The sequence below is a fragment of the Rhizobium sp. BK251 genome, from assembly GCF_004345245.1.
Classification (GTDB): domain Bacteria; phylum Pseudomonadota; class Alphaproteobacteria; order Rhizobiales; family Rhizobiaceae; genus Rhizobium.
On record NZ_SLUQ01000009.1, the window covers coordinates 116,003 to 141,975 of the forward strand.

The window sequence follows — 25,973 nt, forward strand, 5'->3', positions numbered from 1 at the left end:
TTCATACTCACGCCTCCATCCTGGCCTTGACGCCTGCATATTGCGGGTCCCGCATATGACAGGCTGCAAGGTGCGCCGGGCCAAGTTCGCGCAGGGACGGTTCGATCCTGTCGCAGAGGCCAGCGGCCGCCTCGCGACAGCGCGTATTGAAGGGGCATCCTTCGGGACGGTTGAGCGGATGCGGGACCATGCCCTCGATCGCCTTCAGCCTCTGGCCCGCCGTGTGCCGCGCACCGAGCTTCGGGATCGAGTCGAGAAGCGCGAGCGTGTAAGGATGCTGGGGCCGGTAGAAGATGTCATCCACGCTTCCACGTTCGACGACGCGACCGAGATACATCACCGCGACTTCGTCGGCGATTTCGGCCACGACGCCAAGATCGTGGGTGATGAACATCACCCCCATCGAGGTTTCCTGCTGCAGTTCCTTGATGAGTTCGAGAATGTTTGCCTGCGTCGTGACGTCGAGCGCGGTGGTGGGTTCGTCCGCGATCAGCATGGCGGGGCGGCAGGCCAGCGCCATCGCAATCATCACCCTCTGGCGCATGCCGCCGGAGAGTTCGAAGGGATAGGATGCAAGGCGCCGGCGTGGATCGGGTATGCCGACACGATCTAGGGCATCGACGGTGCGCTCGATCGCCTGCCTGGGGGCAATGCGATGGTGGAGAAGGATCTTCTCGACGAGCTGGTCGCCGATCGTATGGACCGGGCTCAGCGAGTTCATCGGCTCCTGGAAGATCATCGCGATGTCGCGCCCGCGGATCGCACGGATTTCCTTGCCTTTCGGGTCGAGCCCGGCGATGTCCACGCTCTTTATGCCGTCGCGGCTGAAGACCATGCTGCCGGCGACAACTCGTCCCGGACCCCCGACGATCTGCAGGACGGATTTCGCCATCATCGACTTTCCGGAGCCGGATTCGCCGACGATGCAGAGCGTTTTGCCGCGCTTCACGTCGAGGTCAACGCCGTCGACGGCCTTGATGAGACCTTCGCGCAGATCGAAATGCGTCTTCAGGCCGCGCACGGAGAGGATGGGTTGATCGATGGACTGGGTCATGCGTAGGGGTCCGCCGCATCTCGAAGTCCGTCACCGAGGAAATTCAGCGAAAGGACGGTTATGATGACCAGTGCGCCGGGAGCGAGAAGCCACGGTGCTTCGGCCAGTGACCGGATGTTCTGCGCCTCCTGGAGCAGCACGCCCCAGCTGACGACCGGAGGCCGCAGGCCGATGCCGAGGAACGATAGGGAGGTCTCCGCGATGATCATTGCCGGAATGGCAAGCGTTGTTGACGCGATGATGTGACTGATGAAGCCGGGTACGAGGTGTCGCGTGATGATCTTCATTTCGGATGTGCCGTCGAGGCGTGCAGCAAGGACGAAGACCTCGTTGCGCCAGGACATGAACCTGCCTCTCACCTCGCGGGCAAGCGACGTCCATCCGATCAGTGAAATGATCATGGTGATGATGAAGTAGACGAGGATCGGCGACCACGTGACGGGAATTGCCGCGGCAAGGCCCATCCATAGCGGAATCGTCGGGACCGACATGATGAACTCGATGACGCGCTGGATGGCGTTATCGACAAAGCCACCGAAATAGCCCGAGATGCCTCCCAGGACGATGCCGAGGACGAGGCTGATCGCCACGCCGATGAGGCCGACGGAGGTCGATACGCGCGTTCCATAGACCAGTCTGCTGAACACGTCCCTGCCCAGGCGGTCAGATCCGAGCAGATAAAAGGACTGCTTCACGTCCTTGGGGCCGATCAGATGGGTGCTCATCGGAATGAGACCCCAGAGCCTGTAAGTCTCGCCTTGCACGAAGAGCCCTATCGGAATCCTGACGTCGGGATCGGGCGCAAAGACGCGGCGAAGCGTCTTCGGATCGCGCTTCGAGCTGAAGCCCGTGACATGCGGCCCGAAATGATAGCTACCGTTTGCGTCGGTATAGAACAGATTGATGCCCTGCGGCGGCAGCATCGTGTAGGCCGGATCATAAAAGTCCGGCGAACGCGGCGCGACGACCTCGGCAAAGATTGCGACGAGATATATCAAGAGGATGACAAGGCCGCTCCAATAAGCGAGCTTGTGCTCCTTGAACTTGAGCCAGATCAGCTGGCGCTGGCTTGCAAGGCCGATAGCGGCAGCTGCGATCGTTGTCTTTGGTCCTGCTTCGACCGCACTCATGACAGCCTCTCGGCCAGCAGGAGCGATGTTGAAAGAGAACGACAAGGCAAGGCGGACAAGACCATAAGGTTCCTCCCTCAGCCGCAAGCTCCAACGCTAGTTTGGAGCATTTGTTTGCTTGTTGTTAGCCAAACATGCAGACAAAACAACTCAGCGTCAAGCGCAATTTTCTCTTTGGCCAGACATGAAAATAGCTGTGAACTCCTCTGCTGCATCTGCGCAAGTGGATATTGCGAAGAAATATCAGGAAACTAAGCGAAATCAGTGCCCTTGTATGGTATGATGCAGAAGAGACCGGGTGCATTGCACAATGACTTATCGTTTGACAACGCACGCAACTTTGACCTAACAAGAACAAAATTGCACTGCAACGCCTGTGCTAACTGAAAAGATCGTACATGACACGTGTCACCCTCCAGGAAATTGCTGATCACCTAGGGATTTCCAAGTTCGCGGTCTCCCGCGCACTCACGGGAAAGCCCGGCGTCAGCGACGATACGCGGCGCATCGTGCTGAATGCGGCCGAGCAATTCGGCTACACGGCGCGCCGAAATCGCACGGTTCCGCAGTCGATCGAGGTGATCTTTCACGATCGGACGGTGGCGAACCGTGAATTGTGGATCGACGTGCAGCATGGCATCGAGATGGAGGCGACGCGGTTCGGTTGCACCATGGCGGTGCGATGGACCGACGATCATCACATTATCGACCGGCTGGAGGCCTCGACGCTCGGCTTCATCCTGGTCGGTCCGCAGGAGCCACGGATGTTCGATGCGGCTCGCGACAGCGTCGTCCCTTCGGTCGTCGTCGCCCACGTCGTGCCCGAGCTTTACCCAATGGACCAGATCACGGCCACCGACGTCGAGGCGGGCGTTTCGGTCGCAAAGTTCCTGTATGGACTGGGTCACAGGCGGCTCGTCTACGTACATGGCCAGCTTGGCTATCCCGGTCGCTATGCACGCCTCAGGGGCTTTTCGGAGGCTACCGCGGAACTGCAGGGCGCGGAGCTGCGCGAAATATCCTTCAAGGAAGACTACATGGCGGCCGACTTCCGCGATGCCGTGATGAAGATGGCGAAGGTGGGATTCGAGCCGACGGCATTCTTCTGCGGCAGCGACGGGGTTGCGGTTACAGTCGTCTCGGAGCTGATGCGCATGGGTATATCGGTACCGTATGACGTTTCCGTGGTAGGCCATGCCGACTATCCCATTGCAACGCAGGTCTCGCCCAATCTGACGACTGTCCACATGCCTCACAAGCAGATGGGGGTCGCGGCGGTCCGGCAGCTATTGTCCCGCCTCGGGATGAACGGTCAGCTGAACGACTTGCCGGCGCAGCGGGTAAGCCTCGTGCCACATCTGGTCGTGCGCCAGTCTTCGGCCGAGGCTCCGAAGCACTCCTGGCTCAGGAAGCTTTCCGCAGAGCTGGGGCACATGCCGGGCCGGTGAAGGTGGCCGGATCGCGTTTGAGCGGCAAGGCATTGGTTTCCGTTACTCATTTTGGTCGTTTCGCGTGCCTTCCCGCTGGCATTGCCTGTGGCTAGCCTCTATCCTTGTCGGCATCGTCATCAGTAACAAGAGCCGGTTTTGTTCGTAGAGATTTCAATCGTCATACTGCTCACCGTTCTCAACGGCGTGCTTGCAATGTCAGAGCTTGCTGTCGTTTCCTCTCGCCCGGCCCGTCTGAAGGTCCTTGCCGACCAGGGCAGCCGAGGCGCCCGTCTCGCCATCAAGCTTGCCGAGAACCCCGGACGGTTCCTTTCCACCGTCCAGATCGGCATCACCCTCGTCGGTGTCCTCTCAGGTGCCTTTTCGGGTGCGACGCTGGGGGCGCGCTTTACCGGCTGGTTGCTGGCTCAGGGGGTCCCGTCGACCTTTGCGGATGCAATCGGCGTCGGTACCGTCGTCGTCGCCATCACCTATCTGTCGCTGATCATCGGAGAGCTGGTGCCGAAGCAGATCGCGCTTCGCGAGCCGGAGGCGGTGGCCAGCCGGGTTGCGCCCGCAATGGTCGTCCTGTCCAAGCTGGGTGCGCCGCTGGTCCTGCTGCTCGACGCATCCGGCCGCCTGGTACTCGGCATTCTCGGCCAGTCCGGGAAGGGAAGCGACGGCGTCACCGACGAGGAGATCAGGACGGTGCTTGCGGAGGCGCAGAGTGCAGGCGTCATCGAGACCGAGGAATCGGCGATGATCTCCGGCGTGATGCGCCTTGCCGATCGCACCGCGCGCGCCTTGATGACCCCCAGAAGGGACGTCGAGGTCATCGATATCGAGGATAGTCTCGAAGAAATAAGAGCGCAGTTGCACCGGACGGGCCGTTCGCGGCTTCCCGTCCGCAAGGGCAGCTCGGACGAGGTTCTCGGCGTATTGTTCGTCAAGGATTTCTACGACGCTATGTCCTCGGGCGGCCGGGCGGATCTCTTGACGCTGGTCCGCGAAGTGCCCGTGGTGTCGGACTTTTCCAGCGCCAACAACGTTATTGAGGCGATCCGACGGTCTTCGACGCACATGGTCCTGGTCTACGACGAATACGGTCATTTCGAAGGCGTCATCACCTCAGGCGACATCCTGGAGGCGATCGTCGGCGTCTTCCGTGAGGGCGCAAGCGATGAGCAGGCGATCGCGCGGCGCGATGACGGCTCCTATCTGGTCTCCGGCTGGATGCCGATCGACGAGTTCTCCGACTTCATGAACTTCCGGCTCGACGACGATGTGGAATACCAGACCGTCGCGGGATTGGTGCTGGAAGAGCTGAAACACCTGCCGGAACTTGGCGAGAGCTTCAGCAAGAACGGCTGGCGCTTCGAAGTTATCGACCTGGACGGCCGGCGCATCGACAAGCTGCTCCTCATCCCCGAAGCGGCGGCGGCCTGACGGCGGTTACAGGGTTGTGCGGGGCCGGGCTAAGCGTCCGGCCCCCGCATTTTCAGTTCATCTTGACGATCGACTTGCCGCGCTCGACAAGCTTCTGCGCTGCCTGGTCAACGGTCGTCCGGCCGAATGCAAGCTCGTCGGCAGTCGGCCGCAGGATCTTCTGGTCGAACTCGGTCGAACCGACAGGAGCCGGCGAAGGATAAACCCCGACCTGATCCTTGAGCAGGTTGATGTATTCGACAGTCTGTTTCTCGGTCGGATTGAGCTGCGGCAGGATGGCCTCCCGCACCTTCGGCGACATCGGCACGCCGCGCTCAACACCGAGGATTTTGCCGGCATCAACGTCGTTGACGAAGAAGTCGATGAATTTCGCCGCGTCCTCGCCGTGCTCGGTCGTCGCGCCGATGCTCCAGATCAGGGCTGGACGGTAATAGTGGCCCGAGGGGCCGCCCTTCTCCGCGCGAGGCAGCATGGTGATGTTGAGCTTGTCTTTGACGACGAGCTGATAGCCGACGAGCTGGTTCGAATAGGCCATGCCCATCGCCGACTTGCCGAGTGCAAGGCAATTGCTCTCGATCGTGTTCTGGTCGAGGGTCTGCACGTCTGCGGCGACGGTGCCGCCGCGCTGGCGCAGGTCCTCCCAGTAGCTGAACCATTCCTTGGCGTCGTCGACGCCGAAACCGAGCCCGCCTTCGGCTCCGTAGAGGCTCTTGCCGCGCTGGCGCAGCCAGGCGTCGAAGACGTAGTTGTAGCGGGCACCATAGGGACCGCCCCAATAGCTGCGCTTGCCGGCCGCCTTGGTCATCTCGACCGCGATATCACCGTACTCTTTCCACGTCGTATCCGGGCCCGGAACCGGGATCCCGGCTTTTTCGAATGCCACGGTATCGACGAAGAGCGCGAAGGAGTTCAGCCCCAGGCCGACGCCCCAGAGCTTGTCGCCGACGCTCGTCAGCTTCAGCATATCCTTGCCGAATGCATCGACCTTAAGGGTCGCGGGCACAAACTGATCGAGCTGGAGGCAGGCGCCGCGCTTGGAATAGTCGGAGATCGTGCTGGGCTCGAGCTGGAAGACGTCGGAGATGTCGCGGCTTCCCATCTGGGTCGCGAGCTTCGTCCAGTAGCCGTCGCCGCTGATCGTCTCCCCAACGACGGCAACGTCGGGATTCTTCTCGTGGAACAGCTTTATGACCTCGACGGTGCGCTTGTTGCGGTCGTTCGAGCCCCACCACATGGCCCGCAACTGAGCTTCGGCGGCAAAGGCCGATCGCGAGGCCGAGGCGCCGAAGGCCAGGCCGGCCGCCACCCCTGCTGATCCAATCATGAATGAGCGACGATTCAGGCGCATGAGATTCCTCCTACTCTTGCGTGATGGCCCGCGACGATCCTCCGTCGTCCGTTGTTGCAGGCCTTTCCGAGGCGGAATTATGCAACAAACTTTCCCGTTTGCAAGATTTTATATTTTTCTTGCAAATTTGCGTTATTTGCATGAAAGTTGCGACTATGAACGAAACGTCACCCAAAAAGCTGCGTCAGGCCGATATAGCCACCCGGGCGGGCGTATCCGTGTCCACGGTTTCTCGTGTGCTCGCCAACGAGCCGGGGATCAGCGAACCGATCCGGCGCGAAATCCTCAAGGTCGCGGGCGATCTCGGCTACCCGATCAAGACCGCGGCGGACAGCACCGCCGGTGGCTTTGCGCTCATCGCCAGCGACAGCGCGACGGGCGGGCTTAGCGTCTTCTATGAGGGTATCGTCGAGGGCCTCAGGGCCGGTGCCGCGGAGCGCGGAATGCCTTTCGACATCCGCATGGTCCGCGAGGCACGGATGGGCCCCGAAGATGTCAGGGAGTATCTGCGGGCGGCGGGCGCCGAGGGCCTGTTTCTGGTCGGCATCGATCCCTCGGAAGAGCTGCGGGCCTGGCTGCTCGAGAGCGGAACGCCGGCAGTGCTTGTGAACGGCACGGATCCGAAGCTGCAGTTCGACGGCGTATCGCCGTCCAATTTCTTCGGCGCCTATGAGGCGACGAACCGGCTGATTGCGGCCGGCCATCGCCGCATTCTGCATCTGACCGGCTCGCATCGCCACACGATCCGCGAACGGGTGCGCGGCTTCGAGGCGGCAATTGCCTCCGTGCCTGGCTGCGAGGGTCGACTTGTCCGGCTTTCCTTCCAGGGGAGCGCCAGCGAGGAGGCCCATGCGATGACCGCCGCCGCGCTCGCCGAGGACGGAGGTTTCACGGCGGCCTTCTGCATGAACGACTTCATTGCCGTTGGCGCGCTCGAGGCCGCGCTCGAGGCCGGGCGGCGCGTGCCCGATGATTTCGCGATCGTCGGGTTCGACGACCTTCCCTGCGCGCTGATGACCAATCCGCCACTTGCCACGATGCGCGTCGACCGCGTCGCTCTCGGCCGCGAGGCGATAAGCCTGATGGCGGCGCGCCAGCGCGACCGAAAAGCACCGGCGCGACATGTGTGCCACGCAGTTACGTCCGTGCCGGGCGGCACGCTTCCTCCTCAAAGCTGAAAGCTCAAGTGCGAGAGCCAACCGATGACCTATGACCCCGCCAGCGCAAATCCCCTAGCCGGCAATCCGCTCCGGTCCCGCGCCGACATGACGCGGGGGTTGATCGACCTTTTCAATCCTCTCCTTCCTCATTTCTCGAAGGGTAATGCGCGCGTGCGCCTTGACGCGGTCGGTGCTCATTTCGACCGGGCCGCCGCCGATCTGGAGGGTTTCGCGCGGCCGCTCTGGGGTCTCGCGCCGCTCGGCGCGGGCCATGGCGAATTCGCCCATTGGGGGCGGTATGTCGAGGGGATCATCAACGGAACCGATCCGGCGCATCCGGAATACTGGGGCACCGTCAATAGTCGTGACCAGCGGATGGTGGAGCTCGCAGCACTTGGTTTTGCACTGGCGCTCGTGCCCGAGGAGATTTGGGAGCCGCTTGACGCCCGGGCGCGCGACAATCTCGTCGCCTATCTCAAGCACGCCCGTCGTTTCGACTATGCCGACAACAACTGGAAGTTCTTCCGCGTGCTGGTCGATATTGCCCTCGACCGCCTGGGCGTGGATTTCGATCGGAGCCTCACCGAAACCTATCTCAAGGAACTCGACGGCTTCTACATCGCCGACGGCTGGTATCGCGACGGCAATGTCAGGCGGGTGGATCACTACATCCCCTTTGCGATGCATTTCTACGGGCTGATCTATTCCCGGCTCGTCGACGACGACCATGCCCGCCGTTATCGCGAGCGCGCGATCCTCTTCGCCGAGGACTTCCGTCACTGGTTTACCGATGACGGCGCGACGGTCGCCTTCGGCCGCAGTCTCACCTATCGCTTCGCATGCGCGGGTTTCTGGTCAGCGCTTGCCTTTGCCGGCGTCGAGGCGCTGCCCTGGGGTGAGGTCAAGGGACTTTGCCTGCGGCATCTGAGGTGGTGGGCGGACAAGCCGATCGCGGACCGGGACGGTGTGCTCTCGATCGGCTACGGCTATCCCAACCTCATGATGTCGGAAAGCTACAATTCCGCCGGTTCTCCCTACTGGGCCTTCAAGGCGTTCCTGCCGCTGGCGCTCAAGGAAGACCATCCCTTCTGGACCGCCGATGAGGCCCCGCCCTCCCCCGCTTCGACTGTTCGCCCGCAACCGCATCCGGGCATGGTCACGCTGCGCAGCGGAGAGGACGTCGTTGCCCTGTCCTCCGGCCAGGAGAACCTGCAGATGCGATGCGGGACGGAGAAATACGCAAAGTTTGCCTATTCCGCCCATTATGGCTTCAGCGTCGAGGTCGACGAGCGCGGCTTTGCCAACGGTGCCTTCGATTCCACGCTCGCCTTCAGTGAGGATGGCTTGCACTATCGTGTTCGCGAGACGAACGAGGTGGCGAAGCTTGCAGGCGACATACTCTATTCGAAATGGTCGCCCTGGCCGGATGTCCTGGTCGAGACCTGGCTCATTCCGGCCGCACCATGGCATGTCCGCGTCCACCGGATCGTGACGCCGCGGCCGCTGCAGACAGCCGAAGGAGGATTTGCAATCGCCAAGCGCGATTTCGATGCCGACACCCTGGCACCGTCGGCCGGTGCGGCCTACGCGCTCGGTGCGGAGGATTTCTCGGGCATCGTCGATCTCGGTTCGTCTATCGGCCGCGAAGGCATCGTCCAGAAGCCGCCTCCGAACACGAACCTGGTCGTCGCCAAGACTCTTGTGCCGCAATTGCGCGGCACGATACCGGCCGGCGAGACGATCCTGCGATCGGCCGTGCTCGCGCTCCGCGACAGTGCGGCTGTCTCCGGCCCATGGGCGCGACCACCGCTGGCGCTGGAACTGGTGGAGCTGCGGCGCCTCATCGAAGAGAGCGGCGTGACGGTCAGCGCGATCCTCGCGCCGGGTCGGATGCCATGACAGGTCCGGCCATCGCCCTTGCCATGGATCCCGCGAGGACGCAGCATGTCCTGCCGTCGGAACTGCTCGACCGTCTGGCCGGCATCGGGCGGCTGCTCGACCGGCATCCGATGCAACGTTTCGACGACGAGCGGGCTCGCGAACTTCTCGGGCAGGCAGAGATCCTGATCACCGGCTGGGGCTCGCCCAACGTCGATGCCGGCGTGCTTGCCGGGGCACCCGGCCTGAAGCTGATTGCCCATGCCGCCGGCACGGTGAAGGGCCTGCTGGATGGCAGCGTCTTCGACGCCGGGATTGCCGTCAGCCACGCTGCTCAGGCCAACGCACTGCCCGTCGCGGAGTTCACGCTTGCCGCCATCATCTTCGCGGGCAAGCGCGTCTTCCGCTTCCGCGACCTTTACGCGGCCGACCGGAACCGTGCCCGCGTCTACCCCATGCAGGCGGATGTCATCGGAAACTATCGCCGGACGGTCGGCATCGTCGGCGCATCGAGGATTGGCCGGCGCGTGATCGACCTGCTGAAGCCCTTCGACTATCGGATCCTGCTTTACGATCCGATGGTCGATCGCGACGAGGCGCGGCGGCTCGGCGTCGAGAAGGTCGAACTAGATGCGCTCATGGCCGATGCCGACATCGTCTCGCTCCACGCGCCGTCGCTGCCCTCCACGCGGCACATGATCGATCGCCGCAGCCTTGCGCTGATGAAGGACGGAGCGACGCTCATCAATACCGCCCGGGGTGCCCTGGTCGACGAGGCTGCCCTGATTGACGTGCTGGGAGAGGGGCGCATCGATGCTATCATCGACGTGACCGACCCGGAGGTCCCGGAAGCCGCGTCCGCCTTCTACAGCCTGCCGAACGTCTTTCTCACGCCGCACATCGCCGGTGCCATCGGCACCGAGCGGACGCGCCTCGGCGAAACGGCGGTTGCGGAAGTGGAGCGCTTCATCAGGGGCGAGCCGCTTGTCTACGAGATACGAAAGCGCGACCTGGAGCACATGGCATGAGCAATTTCGAGCCTGCACTCTGCACAGTCACCTTCCGCGGTCTCCGGCCGGCTGAAATCGTCCCGCTGGCAGTACAGGCGCGGCTTGCCGCCATCGAATGGGCGGGCGATGTCCATGTGCCGCCGGGAGACACTCCAGCTGCGGAGGACGCAGCCCGGCTCTGCCGCGAGGCCAGGCTCGCCGTCTCCTACGGCTCCTATGTCGCGCCTCCGACCGACGATATCGAGGCCTTTCGGCGCGTGTTGGACACGACTATCCGTCTCGGCGCCACGAATATCCGCATCTGGCCAGGGTCGCGCGGTCGCGATTCCGCGGACTACACAGCTCCTGAGCGCCGTGCGGTTGCGGCCGCCATCCGCGACATGGGGGACGAAGCATCGCGCCATGGCGTGACGGTCTCGCTCGAATATCATCCGCAATCGCTAACGGACGAAACGCAGTCGGCGCTGCGGCTGATCGAGGACGTCGGCCATGACAATGTCTATCTCTACTGGCAGCCGCGACCCGGCCTGCGTCTCTGCGCCACGTTCGACGAGATTGCCCAGATCGGCCCGCACGTCTCCCATATCCACGTCTTTGCCTGGGACCACGAGCGCAATCGCTTCGCGCTTGAGACGGCGAGCGACTATTGGCGCGAAGTGATCGCGGCGATGCCGGAAACCCGCTGGCGCGGGCGGCGCTTTGCCATGCTCGAATTCGTGGCGCGCGACGACCCGCAGGCTTTCCTGAGGGATGCCGCGACGCTTGCGCGCATCGTTGCGCCGGGGCCGATTACGGCCGGCCGGCAAGCAGGTTGAACTCGCGATCATCGCCCCACACATCGGCGATCGAGACCGGCGTTCCGGTTCGGCTGCTCTTCAGGGCGGCAATCCCGCAGAGAACCGACATGGCGCCCGCGCGCGAGCCTGCCCTTTGCCTGAGTTCGTCATTAAGTCCGGGCCGCAGCAGCATGTTGCGCAGGCGGTCGTCGCCGCCGTAGTGGCCGCCGGATGAATGCGGGACCCAGATACGCTCGACGCCGTCGAAGTTGCGCATAAGCACGATCTCGTCAGCGGGCGGCTCCGTCCAGGGCTGCTTCTCGTACTGGCGCAGCTCGATGCGGCCCTTGTGGCCGTTGAAGGCGATGTGGTGACCCTCGATGGGCATGTAGGTGTTCAGCGAATAGGACACGTGCACGCCGCTCTTGTAGCGGATCGAGGTCACCATTGTGTCGGGAATGTCGATATCCTCACGGAAGACGCAGGCATCGCGGACGTAGCCGTCGACTTTCGAGGGGTCCTCGTAGAGGCTTTCAAGCAGCGGCACCTCGCTGATGTCCAGGTAGTAGTCGCACTCCGTCTTGTGCGGACAGGTCCGACAGCGCTCGCTGCGGAACGGTCCCTTGCGGCCGTAGTGCTTCAGGTCGGCGAAGGCCGAGACCATGTCGGGATCGGAGCCGAGATACCAGTTCAAAAGGTCGAAGTGATGGGTCGCCTTGTGCACGAAGAGGCTGCCGGAGTTCTCCGTATAGGCGTGCCAGCGCCGGAAATAGTCCGCGCCATGGCTGGTGTCGAGATACCAATGGAAGTCGACCGAGGTGACGTCGCCAATCACGCCGGAATTCAGCAGTTCCTTGATGCGGGCAGCCGTCGGGGCGAAGCGGTAGTTGAAGGAAATGTCGAGGCGTTTGCCGGTCCGCTTCTCGGCGTCCAGGATGCGCTTGATCTTTTCGGTCGTCGTCGTCATCGGCTTCTCGCTGATGACGTTGGCGCCGGCCTCCATCGCCTTGACGATCAGGTCGTCATGCGTCGAGTCGCACGTACAGACGATGACGAGGTCGGGGCGAACGACCCGCAGAAGCTCGTCGAAATCGGTGTAGATCGGCACGGAAACGCCCATGTAGCCGCTGCTGCGCTCGGCGCGCATCGCGTTCAGATCACAGATCGCGACGAGCTCGACCTCCTTGTTCCATCGCTCCACGAGGTCCCTGCCCCACATGGTAGTGCCGCGGTGGCCGGCGCCCACAAGTGCGTAACGGATCTTTGGTGACGCCTGCATGTCTCTCCTCCTGGCTGACCGCGGGTCAGCACACTGTACGGAAACGTTCGATAACTGTGTCCAGCACGACCGCGCCCGGCTTCTTCCACCAGTTCCCGGCCGAAAAAATCTCCACTTCCTGCGGGCCGTGAAAGCCCGCCGCCTCGATCATCCGGCGAATGCCCGGCAGGTCGATTACGCCGTCGCCCATCATGCCGCGGTCGAGCAGCAGGTCGCGGGTCGGGACCAGCCAGTCGCAGATGTGGTGGGCGAAGATACGGTTCTCCCTCCCCGCACGCGCAATGCCCTCCGCAAGATCCGGATCCCACCAGACATGGTAGACGTCGATCGCGACGCCGACATCGGGGCCGAGCCTGCCGGCGAGATCGAGCGCCTGCTTCAATGTGTTCACGCAGGCCCGGTCGGCGGCATACATCGGATGCAGCGGCTCGATGGCAAGTGGCACCTTCGAAGCGCGTGCATGGGGCAGGATCGCCTGGAAGCCGTCCTCCACCATCTGGCGTGCGACTGCGATATCGCGCGAGCCTGCCGGCAGCCCGCCGACGACGAAGACCAGGCAATCGGCTCCGAGCTCCGCCGCCTCGTCGATGGCACGCCGGTTGTCGTCGATCGCCGCCTGCCTGCCGGCCGCATCCGCTGCGGGAAACATGCCGCCGCGGCAGAGACCGGTCAGCCTGAGCCCGTTCAGGCGGACGATGCGCGCGGCCTCCTCCAGGCCGATTGCCGCGATCTGGTCGCGCCAGGGCGAGATCGCCGTGATGCCGCGCGTCAGGCAGCCGTCGACTGCTTCAGCGAAGCCCCAGCTGCCGCGTGTCGTCGCAAGATTGATGGAAAGACCCTCGATTGCCATTATGCCCTCCCCGGCTGCAGCATGGGTTCCATGGCCGTCCAGTCCGGCTCGACGGCCGATCCGAGGCCGACCGCGCCGACCACCGAGCCGATGCCGATCCTCCCGCCGTCGATCCGCAGGCGTGCCCGGCCATCCTGGAAGCCGTAGAGATCGGCGTGGGCCAAGGCGAAGCCCGCCTGCTCGGCAGCCGGCGCACCGGCCATGCCGTCGACATAGTGATGGCCGTTGCGCTCGACATGCGTCATGCCGATGAGCGAGGCAAGCGCCAGATCCTGCTGCACGGCGAGCCCCGCCTGTGTCGTCAGGTCCTCGGCCGACATGAAATAGGCGCTACCATCCTCGGCGCTCCACTTGGCGACGCGCGCCCGATTGAGAAGCGAACGATAGAAGCCCTTGCATGACTTGGAGGAGATGCCGGTGTAGCCGAGCTTGCGCGCCGTCAGAAATGCCTCGATCGTCGCGTCGGACTCGTCGATCTCTACCGGCTTGAAGGCGGAAAGAGACGCGACGGGCTTTTCAAAAGCATGGGCACGCGCGATTGGCTGCTCGACGAACAGGATGGCAGAAGCGAAGCGGGCGAGCCTCGGTTCGGCTTCGATGCTTGCAAAGAGCTCCGCCACGGCGTCGGCCGCGGCGAATTGCTCGTTGCCATCCAGCGTTACGGAGTATTCGGGAAGCTTCGCGTCGATCAGGGATGCTATCCGGGAGAGGCGGTCGATGTCTGCGGCCGGGTTCCCGGAAACCTTGACCTTGAAGAAGGTCAGCCCATAGGCATCGATCGCCTCCTCAAGGCTTTCGGGAAGTCCGTCGTTCAGCCGTTCGGCGGCGGGCACCTCGCCCGCGGTGATCGCGTCGACGAGGCCGACCGTGTGGCGGGCGGCGATGCTGCGGGCCGGTTCCAGCGTCGCGAGAAAATCTTCGAGACGGAAACCGCCGAGGTCGGGCGCAGTCGAAAGACCGATGCCGGGCCGGTTGGCGCGGATCGCCTGCGCGACCGAAATCCCCTCCAGCCGGCAGAGCGCATCGAGGATCGCGCGATCGACAAGGGCGAGGCCGAAGGAGGCGACAAGGCCGTTCAGGCCGTCCGCCGCCGCACGGGCGTGATGATCTTTCTCGACAGAGGCATGGAGGCCAAAGGCCGTGCCGCTCCCGGCATCCCGCAGCGCTTCGCTTGCAAGGGCAAGGGAGCGGCGCAACTGCGCCTCATTGTCGGCATTCGAAAGCGCTGGCGACTTGTCGAACCATTTCGGCACCATCAGCTCGGCCGCCATGCCGAAGGCCGAGCGGCCGGCTGCATCCTCGATGCGGACGCGCAGGAAGGCCTGACGTGCCTCGCGCAGCGTTGCCGCACCGAAGCGGAACGGCAGGCGCAGCCGCACGGGACGTTCAAAGGCTTGCGCTTCGACCAGCCTTATTCTCAGCGGCTCCGCCATGATCTCAGGCGATCCCTTGCGCCGCCAGCAGCCGGCTCATTCGGGCCGCCGCGTCGTCGGGATTGGCGAGCACCCTCGCCTTGTCGGCAAGCCGGAAGAGCTCGGCAAGATGGACGAGCGAGCGGGCGCTCTCCTGCCCGCCGATCATGCGGAAATGATCCTGCAAACCGTTCAGATAGGCGAGGAAGACGACGCCGGTCTTGTAGAAGCGCGTCGGCGCCTTGAAGATGTGCCGCGAGAGCGGAACCGTCGGCTCCAGCAATTCGAAGAATGTATCGGTCTTGCCGTTGCCGAGCGCGGCGAGACCTGCGGAAGCAGCCGGTGCGATGGCGTCGAAGATGCCGAGCAGCGCATCGGAGAAACCATCCTTGTCGCCCGCGATCAACTCTGCGTAGTTGAAGTCGTCGCCCGTATACATGCGAACGCCGGCCGGCAGCCGGGCGCGCATGGAGATTTCCTTTTCCTTCGACAGAAGCGACACCTTGATGCCGTCGACCTTGTCGGAATGGGCTTCGATCGCCTTGAGGCAGGTGTCCATCGCCTTCCAGTGGTCGGCCGATCCCCAGTAGCCTTCCAGCGCCGGGTCGAACATCTCGCCAAGCCAGTGGATGACGACGGGCTCGCGCACTTGCGAGAGGATGCGGTCGTAGACCTTGAGATAGTCCTCGGGTCCCTTTGCCGTGGCTGCCAGCGCACGCGACGCCATGAGGATGATGCGGCCGCCCATTCCCTCGACGGTGCCAACCTGCTCTTCATAGGCGGTGATCACGTCATCAAGGGTCAGCCCCGGAGAGGGCTGAAGGTGGTCGGTGCCGGCGCCGCTTGCGATCAGCGCGTCGGGACGGGCTTTCGCTTCCGCCAGCGAACGCCGGATCAGCTCCTTCGCCTCGGGCCAGCCAAGACCCATGCCGCGCTGGGCTGTGTCCATGGCCTCGGCGACGCCGAGGCCGAGGTCCCAGAGGCGATGACGGAAGGCAAGCGTGCGCTCCCAATCGATCGCCGGTGTCAGCCAGGGATCATTGTCGGCGAGAGGGTCGGCAACGACATGCGCCGCGGCGAAGGCGACGCGCGAAAAGTCCGAGGCGGCGCGGCGCACCAGAGGGATCGGCTCGCCGCGCGTCGTGTAGACCTCGATCGTGCGGTCGGCAGTCGGAAGACGAAGCGTCGCCATGGTCAGATCTCCAGCGGCTTGACGTCCAGCCAGCGGCGTTCCGCCCAGCTCTGCAGGCCGAGCGTGGCGAGCTGCACGCCCTTGGCGCCTTCGTCCAGCGTGAAGCGCCAGGGCGCATCCTCCAGCACATGGCGCAGGAACATCTCCCACTGCACCTTGAAGCCGTTGTCGTAGACCTGGTTGTCCGGCACCTCGTCCCAGGTCTTGTAGAAGTCGATCGTCTGCGGCTGGTCAGGGTTCCACACCGGCTTCGGCGTGTTGACGCGGTGCTGCGTCCAGCATTTCGTCAGGCCGGCCACGGCCGAGCCATGCGTGCCGTCCACCTGGAAGGTGACGAGGTCGTCGCGACGAACCCGCACCGTCCAGGAGGAATTGATATGCGCGATGACGCCACCATCCAGCTCGAAGGTGGCATAGGCCGCATCGTCCGCGTCGGCCGCGTAGCGCCTGCCCTTCTCGTCGACGCGCTCGGGAATATGAGTGGCGCCGAGGCAGCTGACGGACTTTACCTCGCCGAAAAGATTGTCGAGCACGTAGCGCCAGTGGCACAGCATGTCGAGGATGATGCCGCCGCCGTCGGCCTTGCGGTAGTTCCACGAGGGGCGCTGTGCTGCCTGCCAATCGCCCTCGAAAACCCAGTAGCCGAACTCGCCGCGCACCGAGAGGATTTTCCCGAAGAAGCCGGAATCCCGGAGCATGGCGAGCTTGCGCAGGCCCGGCAGGAACAGCTTGTCCTGCACGACACCGTTCTTGAGGCCGGAAGCCTTGGCCTTGCGGGCAAGCGCCACGGCCGCATCGAGATCGTCGGAGATCGGCTTCTCGCAATAGACATGCTTGCCGGCATCGAGCGCCCGCGACAGAAGCGTCGTGCGCATCTGAGTGGTCGCCGCGTCGAAGAAGATCTTGTCTTCCGGATTTGCGAGGGCCTCGTCGAGATCCGTGGTCCAGCGTTCCAGACCATAGGTCTTGGCGAGCTCCTCGAGCCTGCCGCCGTTGCGGCCGACGAGGATCGGATCCGGCATGACCCGATCCCCGTTCGACAGCAGCACTCCTCCCTCGGAGCGGATTGCGACGATGGAGCGGATGAGATGTTGGTTGAGCCCCATCCGGCCCGTTATGCCATGCATGATAATTCCAAGGCGTTTCATGAGCGTCCTCCCAAATTTCACCGGATCCGCCCACCACACCTAGGGAAAACAGGGGCTTAGCCAGTCGCTCGATGTAACTATCTGGTTACAAGATCGCGCAGGAAAATCCGTTTTGTCAATCGTCTTTCGAAAATTTCTCGTGGAAGTCAGGCCTTGATGGATGCGAGCGTGACCGAAACAATGTGCTCGCCCCAGGCCTTGACGGCTGCTGACGCGGTCAAGTCGCGACCGAAAATGGTCGAAAGCGTGTGGCGGTTCGAGAGGTAGAAAAACCCGAGCGCCGCGATGGTCAGGTAGACCGACACGGGGTCGATCGCCGGCCGGAAAATGCCGGTGGCCTCGCCTCGTTTCAAGACATCGGAGAGCTCGCCGATGAAATGCGAGTGCATTGCGGCGATCTTGTCCGAGCGCTTGAGGTAGCGCGCCTGATGCATGTTTTCGGTAGCGAGAAGACTCAGGAATTCCGGATGCTTGAGGAAGTAGTTCCAGGTGAAGAGCGCGAGCTCCCGCATCCCCTCTTCCGGGTCGCGATGGGTCAGGTCGAGGCTTTTTTCCGCGGTTCGGATGGAGGCATAGGTCGCTTCGAGTACCGCGAGATAGAGCGCTTCCTTGTCGCCGAAGTAGTGGTAGAGCATCCGCTTGTTGGTCTTGGCGCGCGCCGCGATGGCATCGACCCGCGCTCCTCCGAAGCCGTGCGCGGCAAATTCGTCCGTCGCCGCCTCGAGAATGGCCGCATGCGTTCGCTTGGGATTGCGGGATGCACCCTTCACAAGCTGTTTTTCCATCGTTCCTTCGTCGCCTGAGGCCTCGACCGGCTGCTTGCCGTCGCCGTTCCCGTTCTTCCTCATTTCCATTATCGCCTCCTGTATTTCAGGTCTATGCCTTTGAAAATCCTGGACGAATAAAAATCTTCCCGGGATCCGCGCCAAATGACGCTTGACAGGCGTCCGCTTTCTCTCCAACTTGTAACCAAATAGTTATTTGCTGCAAAGACGTTTCGTAAAAGTTCATCGGTGCTACTGGGAGGAGAACCATGACATTCACGATCGACCGCCGCCGTTTGCTTATAGGCACGGCAACAACCATCGGATTGAGCACAATCGGTTTGGGGCGTGCAAGCGCCGCCACATCGATGCGCTTCCTCTGGTGGGGGTCCAAGGACCGGACCGACCGAACCCTCAACGCCATCAAGCTCTATAGCGAGAAGAACACGGATGTTGCCATAGCCGGGGAGTCCTTCGGCTGGGACAACTACTGGACGCGTCTGGCGACGCAGACGGCCGGCGGCAATGCCCCCGACCTGATCCAGATGGATTATCGCTACATCTTCGAATATGCGCGCCGCGGCACGCTGCTCGACTTCACGCCCTATATGGGCAAGTCGCTGACGATCGAGGATTTCGGCGCCGCCAACATCGATTCCGGCAAGGTCGACGGCAAGCTCTACGGCGTCAATCTCGGCGTCAATTCGAGCATGGTCGTCATCAACAAGGATGCCTGGGCCGAGGCCGGCGTCGAGCCGCTGACTGAAGGCATGACATGGGAGCAGTTCGGCGAAGCCTGCGCCAAGGTGACGGCTGCCGGAAAGCGGCGCGCCTTCTACGGCACGACCGATGCAAGCGGCCTCGAGCCTGCGCTGGAATGCTGGCTGCGCCAGCACGGCAAGGCGCTCTATGGCAACGACGGCAACATCGCCTTCGACGCCAAGGATATCGTCGACTGGTTCACCTTCTGGGCGTCGCTGCGCGAATCCAAGGCCTGCGTGCCGGCGGACGTCCAGGCGCTCGACCAGCTTAACATCGAAACAAGCACGATTTCGCTCGGCAAATCCGCGGTCGGCTTTGCCCATTCGAACCAGTTCATCGGCTATCAGAAGATCAACAAGGACAAGCTGACGCTCATCAGCTATCCGGTGACCAAGGACGGCAAGCCCGGCCAGTATCTGAAACCGTCGATGCTGATGTCGGTTTCGGCCGCATCGCAGAACAAGGATGCGGCAGTCGCCTTCGTCAACTACCTTGTCGAAGACCCGACGGGGGCCAAGGCGCTCGGCGTGGAACGCGGCGTTCCGGCATCTGAAAAGATCCGCAATGCGCTCACGCCGGATCTCGACGCCCAGAGCCAGGAAGTCGTCGAATATATCGCAAGGCTGACGCCGAAGGTCGGCGCGCTGCCACCACCACCGCCGAACGGCGCGGGCGAAAACGCCTTCCTTCTGAAGAAGGTCGCAGAAGAAGTGGCCTTCGGCCGGTCCACGCCGACAGAAGGCGCTGCGAAATTCGTCGAACAGGCAGCGGCCAACCTGAAACGAGGCTAAGACATTGGGAACGCAGAGCACCAGCGTAGCCGGCGGCAGAACCGCCGGCCTGCGGACAATCTCGCGCGTCGAGACGTCACGCAGGGTTCCGGGGATACTGTCGCGCAATGCGGCGGGCTTTCTCTTCCTGCTGCCGTGGTTCATCGGCTTCTTCGGACTGACGCTGGGGCCGGCTGTGGCGTCCCTCTATCTCTCTTTCACCGACTATAATCTGCTGCAGGCGCCCAACCTCGTCGGCATCGAAAACTATATGCGCATAGCGACGGCGGACGAGAAGTTCATCTCTTCCATGAGGGTGACGCTCTTCTACGTCATCTGTTCGGTGCCGCTGAAGCTGACTTTCGCGCTGCTGGTCGCGCTGCTACTCAATCGTGGCATACGTGGCCTGCCTGTATACCGCGCGATCTTCTACCTGCCGTCGCTGCTCGGCGCGAGCGTCGCCATCGCCGTCCTCTGGAGGCAGCTCTTCGATGGCGACGGCGTCGTCAACGTCCTGCTCTGGAATCTGTTCGGCATCGAGGGTCCGAGCTGGATCTCGAACCCCGACTATTCGCTTTATACGCTGATCGTGCTCGCGATCTGGCAGTTCGGTTCGCCGATGATCATCTTCCTTGCGGGCCTGCGGCAGATACCGGTGGACATGTACGAGGCCGCCAGCCTCGACGGCGCCTCGAAGACCCGCATGTTCTTCAAGATCACCCTGCCGCTCCTGACGCCTGTCATTTTCTTTAACGGGGTTGTGCAGACGATCGACGCTTTCAAGGCGTTTACCCCGGCCTATGTCATCTCGTCGGGGACCGGCGGGCCGATCGACTCGACGCTGTTCTATACGCTTTATCTCTACCAGGAGGCTTTCGGCTTCTTCCGCATGGGCTATGCCGCGGCGCTCGCCTGGATCCTGGTGATTATCATCGCGCTCTTCACCGCGTTCTCCTTCCTGTCAGCACGTTATTGGGTCCACTACGATGACTGATGCGACGACCACACTCTCCGCCGCCGATGCGCCCAACCCGCCGCGCGAGCGCCCGTTCTGGCAGTCGATCCTGATCCACGCCGCGCTGGTGGCTGCCTCGGTCGTGATGCTCTATCCGCTCTTCTGGATGCTGTCGGGCTCCATCAAGGACCAGAACGAGATCTTCGGCCAGGCGTCGCTGATCCCGAGCCAGTTCGATTTCAGCTCCTATTATCGCGGCTGGTTCGGCGGACAGGTGACCTTCGGCACCTTCTTCTGGAACTCGACCGTCATCGCCGTGCTTTCGGTGATCGGCAACGTGATGTCGTGCTCGCTCGCTGCCTATGCCTTTGCGCGGCTGCGCTTCGCGGGCCGCGATCTCTGGTTCGCGTTGATGCTCGGCACGCTGATGCTGCCCTACCACGTCACGCTGATCCCGCAATATATCCTCTTCCTCAAGCTCGGCTGGGTGAAGACGATGCTGCCGCTCGTCGTGCCGAAGTTCCTCGCCGTCGACGCCTTCTTCATCTTCCTGATGGTGCAGTTCTTCCGCGGCATCCCGCGCGAACTCGACGAAGCGGCGATGATGGATGGTTGCAGCCCCTGGCGCATCTATTGGAAGATCATGCTGCCGCTGTCGCTGCCGGTGCTTGCGACTGCCGCGATCTTCTCGTTCATCTGGACCTGGGACGATTTCTTCGGGCCGCTGATCTATCTGAGCGACATCAACACCTACACGGTCCAGCTCGGCCTGCGCTCCTTCGTGGACTCCACCGGAAGCTCGGATTGGAGCAGCCTGTTTGCCATGTCCAGCCTCTCGCTGGTGCCGGTCTTCCTCATCTTCCTGTTCTTCCAGCGGCTGCTGATCGAAGGCATTGCCACGGCCGGCCTGAAGAGATGATGACACAGCAGAAAGGAATTATCGCATGACCGCCCTGCGCTTCGCCGCCATCGGCATCAACCACGACCATATCTACGGTCAGGTCAACGTCATGCTCCGGGCCGGCGCCGAACTGGTCGCGTTCTACGCCGCCGAGGACGATCTCGCGGCCACCTTCAGCCAGCGTTTCCCGCAGGCGGAGCGGGTCGGCGATCGCCGCCGCATCCTGGAGGACCGCTCCATCGGTCTCGTCCTGAGCGCTGCAGTCTCATCAGAGCGCGCCGGCATCGCGATCGATGCGATGCATCACGGCAAGGACGTCATGCTCGACAAGCCCGGCATGACGACGCTGGATCAGCTTGCCGAGGTGCGCCGCGTGCAGGCCGAGACCGGCCGGATCGTCTCGATCCTCTATTCCGAGCATTTCGAGACGGCCTCGACCGTGAAGGCCGGCGAACTGGTGCAGGCCGGGGCGATCGGCCAGGTCATCCACACGACCGGCCTTGGCCCTCACCGGCTGCGCAAGCCGACGCGGCCTGACTGGTTCTTCGACCGTAAGCGCTACGGCGGCATCCTCGCCGACATCGCCTCCCATCAATGCGAGCAGTTCTTGTTCTTCACGGGCTCGCTCGAGGCCGAGGTGCTCTCCGCGACCGTTGCCAACCGTGCCAATCCCGAGACGCCGGGCCTGCAGGACTATGGCGACATACACCTGCGCACGCCGCAGGCGACCGGCTACATCCGCGTCGACTGGTTCACCCCGGACGGACTGCCGACATGGGGCGACGGGCGTCTGTTCATCGTCGGGACGGAAGGCACCATCGAGCTGCGCAAATATCTCGATGTCGCGGGACGACCCGGCGGCGACCATCTGTTCCTCGTCGATCGCAAGGGAACGCAGCATATCGATTGCAGCGGCGTGGAGCTCCCCTACGGGCGGCAGCTCGCCGCCGATATCCGCGACCGCACCGAGACTGCCATGAGCCAGGAGCACTGCTTCAAGGCCATGGAGCTGGCGTTGAAGGCACAACTGCAGGCCGAGGCGACCGCGCCCGGCAATGCGCAGAGGTAGGAAGCATGTCGTATAGAAAGAAAGTCGCCGTCGTCGGTCTTGGCATCGGACGCTCGCATATTGTCGAAGGCTACGTGCCGAATGCCGAAGAGTTCGAAGTCGCGGTCCTCTGCGATCTTAATCTCGAGCGCCTCGCGACCGTTGGCGAGGAATTCGGCATTGCCCACCGCACGACCGAGTTCCGGGAAGTGCTCAACATGCCCGAGATCGACATCATCGACATCTGCACGCCGCCCGGTTCGCATTTCGAGATGATCATGCGCGCGCTGGCCGCCGGCAAGGACGCCGTCTGCGAGAAGCCGCTCGTCGGTTCGCTTGCCGATATCGATGCCGTCATCGAGGCGGAGAAGTCGGCGCGGGGTCGTCTGATGCCGATATTCCAGTACCGCTATGGTGACGGCATCCAGAAGGCAAAGAGGATCATCGACGCCGGGATCGCCGGCAAGCCCTACGTCGCCACCTCCGAGACCCATTGGATCAGGACGCCGGAATATTACGCCGTGCCGTGGCGCGGCAAGTGGGCGACCGAGCTCGGCGGCGTGCTGATGACCCATTCGATCCATCTTCACGACATGCTGACCTATCTGATGGGGCCGATCGCCGGCCTCTTCGGACGCGTGGCAACTAGGGTCAACGACATCGAGGTGGAGGATTGCGCCAGCGCCAGTCTGCTCATGGCGAACGGCGCGCTTGCGACGATCAGCGCGACGCTCGGCTCCCCCGAGGAAATCAGCCGCCTGCGGCTCTGCTTCGAGAATGTGCTCTTCGAAAGCAACCACGAAGCCTATAGTCCCGGCCGCGACCCCTGGAAGATCATTCCGGCAACGCCCGAAATCGGCGAGAGGATTGATGAATTGCTGGTGGACTGGACGCCGATCCCGGTGCGCTTCCAGACGCAGATGAAGCTTTTTCATGAGGCACTTGTCTCGGGCGACCCGCTGCCTGTCACCACCACCGATGCGCGGCGCGCGCTGGAATTGGTGACGGCATTCTACCAGTCATCGGAAACGCGGACCGAAGTCCGCTTTCCGGTCGGACCGGAAAGCCCGAAATACAAGAGCTGGAGGCCCGCATGAATGTGCGGGTGGTGATGCCGGATTCGGAGGAAAAATCCATGGCGACAAGCGTTTCGCTGCAGAAGATTGTCAAGAGCTACGGCGAACTCCAGGTCGTGCACGGCGTCGACCTGGAGATCGAGCCCGGCGAGTTCGCCGTCTTCGTAGGCCCGTCAGGTTGCGGCAAGTCCACGCTTCTGAGGATGATCGCGGGCCTCGAGCCGATCTCGGGCGGTTCGCTCTACCTCGATGGCGAGCGGATGAACGACGTGCCGGCAGCCAAGCGCGGCATTGCCATGGTGTTCCAGTCCTACGCGCTTTATCCGCACATGACGGTCTACAAGAACCTCGCCTTCGGCTTGGAGACCGCTGGCATGAAGAAACAGGACATCCAGCCGCGGGTGGAAAAGGCGGCCGAAGTCCTGCAGATCAAGCCGCTGCTCCAGCGCAGGCCGAAGCAGCTTTCCGGTGGTCAGCGCCAGCGCGTCGCGATCGGGCGCGCGATCGTTCGCGAGCCGAACATCTTCCTGTTCGACGAGCCGCTTTCCAACCTTGATGCCGAGTTGCGCGTGCAGATGCGCGTCGAGATCGCCAAGCTTCACCAGAAGCTCGGCAACACGATGATCTACGTGACCCACGACCAGATCGAGGCCATGACCATGGCCGACAAGATCGTCGTGCTGAACGGCGGCCGCATCGAGCAGGTCGGCGCACCGCTCGATCTCTACAACAAGCCGAAGAACAAGTTCGTTGCCGGCTTCATCGGTTCACCGAAGATGAACTTCATCGATGCCCGCGTGGTGGCTTCATCCGATGGCTCTCCTGGCGTCGAGATCAATGGCCAGCTCGTGCGCCTGCCGCGCGGTGTCGGCTCGACGAAGCCCGGCGATGCCGTCACCTTCGGTGCAAGGCCGGAGCACCTGACCGTCAAGGACCGCGGGATCGCACTCGGTGAGGCCCATGTCGACCTTGTCGAGCACCTCGGTGGGCAGACCATCCTCTACGCATCCCTGCAGAACGGCAAGTCGCTCACCGTGGCGCTCGAGGACCAGCAGCCGATCCGCGCCGGCGAAGTGGTGCAGATCCACATCGACCCCGACCGCTGCCATCTCTTCGCCGCCGACGGCATGGCGATATAAAGGCCGCCGCGACGCCAGTCTGCCGCGGCCGTTGAAGTGAACTGGGTGGCATTTGCGAGTTTTCCGGAAGTGCCGGGCGCATATTGATCGAGATAGCGCCCGGCGCGCCGTTTACTCCTCCCTGAATGCACGCATCATCTGGTCGGTGAACGGTTTCGTCAGGTAGGAAAGGGCGCTGCGTTCGTCCGTCTGGACATAGACCTCGACGGGCATTCCCGGCATGAGGTCGCGCTCACCGAGCATTTCGACGTCGTCGAGCGACAGCGTTGCGAGGTAGAACGGCTGGCCCGTGTTGCGATCGGTCGAAGTGGCCGCAGCGACGACTTCGACCGTGCCGTGTACTTCCGGCGTCGTGCGCTGGTTGAAGGCCGTGAAGCGCATGCGAGCCGGCTGGCCGGGCGCGATCCGATCGATATCAACAGGTGCGACGCGGATTTCGACGTTCATCTCCTCACTCTGGGGAGCGATCGACATGACCGTCGCGCCTGCGCCGATGATGCCGCCGATGGTGTGAATCTGAAGATCATAGACGAGCCCGTCTGCCGGCGCCCTCACCTCCATGCGCGAAAGGCGGTCGCTGGCGGCGATCTCGCGCTCGCGCAGTTCGGCGACCTTCGATTCTATGCCGACGATCTCGCTCTGGGCTTCCTTTCGTATGTTCTGGTCGATCGACAAAAGCTTCATCTGCGTTTCGCTGATCTGGCTTTCTGCTTCGGCGATGCGCGCGGCAAGCTCTCCCCGCGTGCCGTCGATGCGCGCCATCTGGCGCAGCATGTCGCGCTGCTGGGAAACCGGAACCAGGCCGTTCTTCAGCAGGCGCTCCATCTTGGCGACTTCCTGCGCCACGATCGACCGCTCCTGGTCATTGGATTCCCCTTGCGCCCGGAAGCCGCGCACCTGCTCTTTCAGCTGCCGAACCTGCAGGCGCAACTGCTCGCGCTGGTTCGAGAGCATACGCTGGTTTTCCTCGAAGAGTTTCGTTTCGCTGGCGACAAGCGCCGCAGGCACGCCGCGACCGGAAAAGTCCAGGGTCTCCGCGCCATCGCGCTCGGCTTCCAGGCGCGTGCCCATCGCGATCAGCTGCTGCAGCTGGGTGCGTACGATGGCGAGTTCCACCCGGGTCTGCGTCTCGTCGAGCCTCAGCAGCACATCGCCCTTGCGCACGGCGTCACCGTTCTGCACCAGGATTTCCGAGACGATGCCGCCGTCGCGATGCTGGATCATCTTCAGCTGCTGCGAAACGATGACCTGACCCGGGGCGACGATCGCACCGGAGAGCTTCGCCTGCGCCGCCCATCCTCCGATGCCGAAGACGAGCACGCCCGCGAGCGCCGCCGAAAGACAGATCCGCGCGGATATGCCGAACTGCTCGCCTTTTTTGCTGTCCTTGTTCTTCTCCATTGTCTTTCTCTCCCTACGCAACACTTGGTTGATCAATCAATTGCCGT

Annotated in this window: 22 protein-coding genes; 12 read left to right on the top strand and 10 right to left on the bottom strand. The window is 63.0% G+C overall.

Annotated elements, in window-relative coordinates; genetic code table 11:
* Positions 1-7 precede the first annotated feature (7 nt).
* Positions 8-1,054, bottom strand: coding sequence for an ABC transporter ATP-binding protein (locus EV286_RS23375; RefSeq protein ID WP_132959578.1), 1,047 nt, complete (start codon positions 1,052-1,054; stop codon positions 8-10).
* Positions 1,051-2,184 carry an ABC transporter permease gene (locus EV286_RS23380; RefSeq protein ID WP_132959579.1) on the bottom strand — a complete coding sequence of 378 codons (1,134 nt, stop codon included), beginning with the start codon at positions 2,182-2,184 and terminating at the stop codon, positions 1,051-1,053. The genes EV286_RS23375 and EV286_RS23380 overlap by 4 nt, the downstream gene beginning before the upstream one ends.
* A gap of 398 nt (positions 2,185-2,582) precedes the next feature.
* Between EV286_RS23380 and EV286_RS23385 the strand changes: the two genes are divergently transcribed.
* Together EV286_RS23385 and EV286_RS23390 are read left to right on the top strand one after the other, a co-directional pair.
* Positions 2,583-3,632 carry a LacI family DNA-binding transcriptional regulator gene (locus EV286_RS23385; protein WP_132959580.1) on the top strand — a complete coding sequence of 350 codons (1,050 nt, stop codon included), beginning with the start codon at positions 2,583-2,585 and terminating at the stop codon, positions 3,630-3,632.
* A 138-nt stretch (positions 3,633-3,770) separates the two neighbouring features.
* Positions 3,771-5,057 carry a hemolysin family protein gene (locus tag EV286_RS23390; RefSeq protein WP_132959581.1) on the top strand — a complete coding sequence of 429 codons (1,287 nt, stop codon included), beginning with the start codon at positions 3,771-3,773 and terminating at the stop codon, positions 5,055-5,057.
* 52 nt (positions 5,058-5,109) lie between these two features.
* On the opposite strand, the gene EV286_RS23395 is transcribed toward EV286_RS23390, so the two are convergent.
* A complete protein-coding gene (locus EV286_RS23395) occupies positions 5,110-6,405 on the bottom strand; it encodes an ABC transporter substrate-binding protein (RefSeq protein WP_132959582.1) in 1,296 nt (431 codons plus the stop codon).
* 155 nt (positions 6,406-6,560) lie between these two features.
* Between EV286_RS23395 and EV286_RS23400 the strand changes: the two genes are divergently transcribed.
* From EV286_RS23400 to EV286_RS23415, 4 genes are read left to right on the top strand one after another with little or no spacing between them, the layout of a single operon-like run.
* Positions 6,561-7,583, top strand: coding sequence for a LacI family DNA-binding transcriptional regulator (locus EV286_RS23400; RefSeq protein ID WP_132959583.1), 1,023 nt, complete (start codon positions 6,561-6,563; stop codon positions 7,581-7,583).
* A 24-nt stretch (positions 7,584-7,607) separates the two neighbouring features.
* Positions 7,608-9,464, top strand: a complete 1,857-nt coding sequence (locus EV286_RS23405; protein WP_132959584.1) for a DUF2264 domain-containing protein — start codon at positions 7,608-7,610, stop codon at positions 9,462-9,464.
* Complete coding sequence (locus tag EV286_RS23410; protein WP_132959585.1) at positions 9,461-10,471, top strand: hydroxyacid dehydrogenase; 1,011 nt, start codon at positions 9,461-9,463, stop codon at positions 10,469-10,471. Before EV286_RS23405 ends, EV286_RS23410 begins: the two co-directional genes overlap by 4 nt.
* Positions 10,468-11,268: a sugar phosphate isomerase/epimerase gene (locus tag EV286_RS23415; RefSeq protein WP_132959586.1), complete on the top strand. Its 801-nt coding sequence runs from the start codon at positions 10,468-10,470 to the stop codon at positions 11,266-11,268. The genes EV286_RS23410 and EV286_RS23415 overlap by 4 nt, the downstream gene beginning before the upstream one ends.
* Here the strand turns inward: EV286_RS23415 and EV286_RS23420 are convergent.
* The 6 genes from EV286_RS23420 to EV286_RS23445 form a co-directional block, all read right to left on the bottom strand.
* Positions 11,243-12,508 carry a Gfo/Idh/MocA family oxidoreductase gene (locus EV286_RS23420; RefSeq protein WP_132959587.1) on the bottom strand — a complete coding sequence of 422 codons (1,266 nt, stop codon included), beginning with the start codon at positions 12,506-12,508 and terminating at the stop codon, positions 11,243-11,245. The two genes, EV286_RS23415 and EV286_RS23420, sit on opposite strands and share 26 nt — an antisense overlap.
* Positions 12,509-12,533: 25 nt before the next feature.
* Complete coding sequence (locus tag EV286_RS23425) at positions 12,534-13,358, bottom strand: sugar phosphate isomerase/epimerase family protein (RefSeq protein WP_132959588.1); 825 nt, start codon at positions 13,356-13,358, stop codon at positions 12,534-12,536.
* The gene (locus EV286_RS23430) at positions 13,358-14,791 is read right to left on the bottom strand and encodes a mandelate racemase (protein ID WP_132959589.1); all 1,434 of its coding nucleotides are present in this window, start codon (positions 14,789-14,791) and stop codon (positions 13,358-13,360) included. Before EV286_RS23430 ends, EV286_RS23425 begins: the two co-directional genes overlap by 1 nt.
* 4 nt (positions 14,792-14,795) lie before the next feature.
* Entirely contained in the window at positions 14,796-15,962 is a 1,167-nt protein-coding gene (locus tag EV286_RS23435; protein WP_132959590.1) for a dihydrodipicolinate synthase family protein, read from the bottom strand.
* A gap of 2 nt (positions 15,963-15,964) precedes the next feature.
* The gene (locus tag EV286_RS23440; protein WP_132959591.1) at positions 15,965-17,110 is read right to left on the bottom strand and encodes a Gfo/Idh/MocA family oxidoreductase; all 1,146 of its coding nucleotides are present in this window, start codon (positions 17,108-17,110) and stop codon (positions 15,965-15,967) included.
* Positions 17,111-17,256: 146 nt separating this feature from the next.
* Positions 17,257-17,895: a TetR/AcrR family transcriptional regulator gene (locus tag EV286_RS23445; protein WP_132959845.1), complete on the bottom strand. Its 639-nt coding sequence runs from the start codon at positions 17,893-17,895 to the stop codon at positions 17,257-17,259.
* 248 nt (positions 17,896-18,143) lie between these two features.
* On the opposite strand from EV286_RS23445, the gene EV286_RS23450 reads away from it, so the two are divergent.
* From EV286_RS23450 to ugpC, 6 genes are read left to right on the top strand one after another with little or no spacing between them, the layout of a single operon-like run.
* Positions 18,144-19,427 (top strand): ABC transporter substrate-binding protein, encoded by a 1,284-nt coding sequence (locus EV286_RS23450; protein ID WP_132959592.1) that lies wholly within the window; start codon positions 18,144-18,146, stop codon positions 19,425-19,427.
* A gap of 58 nt (positions 19,428-19,485) precedes the next feature.
* Complete coding sequence (locus EV286_RS23455) at positions 19,486-20,400, top strand: sugar ABC transporter permease (RefSeq protein WP_245500816.1); 915 nt, start codon at positions 19,486-19,488, stop codon at positions 20,398-20,400.
* A complete protein-coding gene (locus EV286_RS23460; protein WP_132959594.1) occupies positions 20,393-21,280 on the top strand; it encodes a carbohydrate ABC transporter permease in 888 nt (295 codons plus the stop codon). The genes EV286_RS23455 and EV286_RS23460 overlap by 8 nt, the downstream gene beginning before the upstream one ends.
* A 25-nt stretch (positions 21,281-21,305) precedes the next feature.
* Positions 21,306-22,331 (top strand): Gfo/Idh/MocA family oxidoreductase, encoded by a 1,026-nt coding sequence (locus EV286_RS23465; RefSeq protein ID WP_132959595.1) that lies wholly within the window; start codon positions 21,306-21,308, stop codon positions 22,329-22,331.
* A 5-nt stretch (positions 22,332-22,336) separates the two neighbouring features.
* A complete protein-coding gene (locus tag EV286_RS23470) occupies positions 22,337-23,407 on the top strand; it encodes a Gfo/Idh/MocA family oxidoreductase (RefSeq protein WP_132959596.1) in 1,071 nt (356 codons plus the stop codon).
* 38 nt (positions 23,408-23,445) lie between these two features.
* Positions 23,446-24,525 (top strand): sn-glycerol-3-phosphate ABC transporter ATP-binding protein UgpC, encoded by a 1,080-nt coding sequence (gene ugpC / locus EV286_RS23475; RefSeq protein ID WP_132959597.1) that lies wholly within the window; start codon positions 23,446-23,448, stop codon positions 24,523-24,525.
* Between the two features lie 111 nt (positions 24,526-24,636).
* On the opposite strand, the gene EV286_RS23480 is transcribed toward ugpC, so the two are convergent.
* Positions 24,637-25,926 carry an HlyD family type I secretion periplasmic adaptor subunit gene (locus EV286_RS23480; RefSeq protein ID WP_132959598.1) on the bottom strand — a complete coding sequence of 430 codons (1,290 nt, stop codon included), beginning with the start codon at positions 25,924-25,926 and terminating at the stop codon, positions 24,637-24,639.
* Between the last annotated feature and the right edge of the window lie 47 nt (positions 25,927-25,973).

Coding starts and splice junctions, on each gene's coding strand:
- EV286_RS23480 (WP_132959598.1), bottom strand. CDS start 25,926: ATGGAGAAGAACAAGGACAGCAAAAAAGGCGAGCAGTTCGGCATATCC.
- EV286_RS23440 (WP_132959591.1), bottom strand. CDS start 17,110: ATGAAACGCCTTGGAATTATCATGCATGGCATAACGGGCCGGATGGGG.
- EV286_RS23375 (WP_132959578.1), bottom strand. CDS start 1,054: ATGACCCAGTCCATCGATCAACCCATCCTCTCCGTGCGCGGCCTGAAG.
- EV286_RS23445 (WP_132959845.1), bottom strand. CDS start 17,895: ATGGAAAAACAGCTTGTGAAGGGTGCATCCCGCAATCCCAAGCGAACG.
- EV286_RS23460 (WP_132959594.1), top strand. CDS start 20,393: ATGACTGATGCGACGACCACACTCTCCGCCGCCGATGCGCCCAACCCG.
- EV286_RS23385 (WP_132959580.1), top strand. CDS start 2,583: ATGACACGTGTCACCCTCCAGGAAATTGCTGATCACCTAGGGATTTCC.
- EV286_RS23415 (WP_132959586.1), top strand. CDS start 10,468: ATGAGCAATTTCGAGCCTGCACTCTGCACAGTCACCTTCCGCGGTCTC.
- EV286_RS23470 (WP_132959596.1), top strand. CDS start 22,337: ATGTCGTATAGAAAGAAAGTCGCCGTCGTCGGTCTTGGCATCGGACGC.
- EV286_RS23410 (WP_132959585.1), top strand. CDS start 9,461: ATGACAGGTCCGGCCATCGCCCTTGCCATGGATCCCGCGAGGACGCAG.
- EV286_RS23380 (WP_132959579.1), bottom strand. CDS start 2,184: ATGAGTGCGGTCGAAGCAGGACCAAAGACAACGATCGCAGCTGCCGCT.
- EV286_RS23420 (WP_132959587.1), bottom strand. CDS start 12,508: ATGCAGGCGTCACCAAAGATCCGTTACGCACTTGTGGGCGCCGGCCAC.
- EV286_RS23405 (WP_132959584.1), top strand. CDS start 7,608: ATGACCTATGACCCCGCCAGCGCAAATCCCCTAGCCGGCAATCCGCTC.
- EV286_RS23450 (WP_132959592.1), top strand. CDS start 18,144: ATGACATTCACGATCGACCGCCGCCGTTTGCTTATAGGCACGGCAACA.
- EV286_RS23395 (WP_132959582.1), bottom strand. CDS start 6,405: ATGCGCCTGAATCGTCGCTCATTCATGATTGGATCAGCAGGGGTGGCG.
- EV286_RS23430 (WP_132959589.1), bottom strand. CDS start 14,791: ATGGCGGAGCCGCTGAGAATAAGGCTGGTCGAAGCGCAAGCCTTTGAA.
- ugpC (WP_132959597.1), top strand. CDS start 23,446: ATGGCGACAAGCGTTTCGCTGCAGAAGATTGTCAAGAGCTACGGCGAA.
- EV286_RS23400 (WP_132959583.1), top strand. CDS start 6,561: ATGAACGAAACGTCACCCAAAAAGCTGCGTCAGGCCGATATAGCCACC.
- EV286_RS23435 (WP_132959590.1), bottom strand. CDS start 15,962: ATGGCGACGCTTCGTCTTCCGACTGCCGACCGCACGATCGAGGTCTAC.
- EV286_RS23425 (WP_132959588.1), bottom strand. CDS start 13,358: ATGGCAATCGAGGGTCTTTCCATCAATCTTGCGACGACACGCGGCAGC.
- EV286_RS23465 (WP_132959595.1), top strand. CDS start 21,306: ATGACCGCCCTGCGCTTCGCCGCCATCGGCATCAACCACGACCATATC.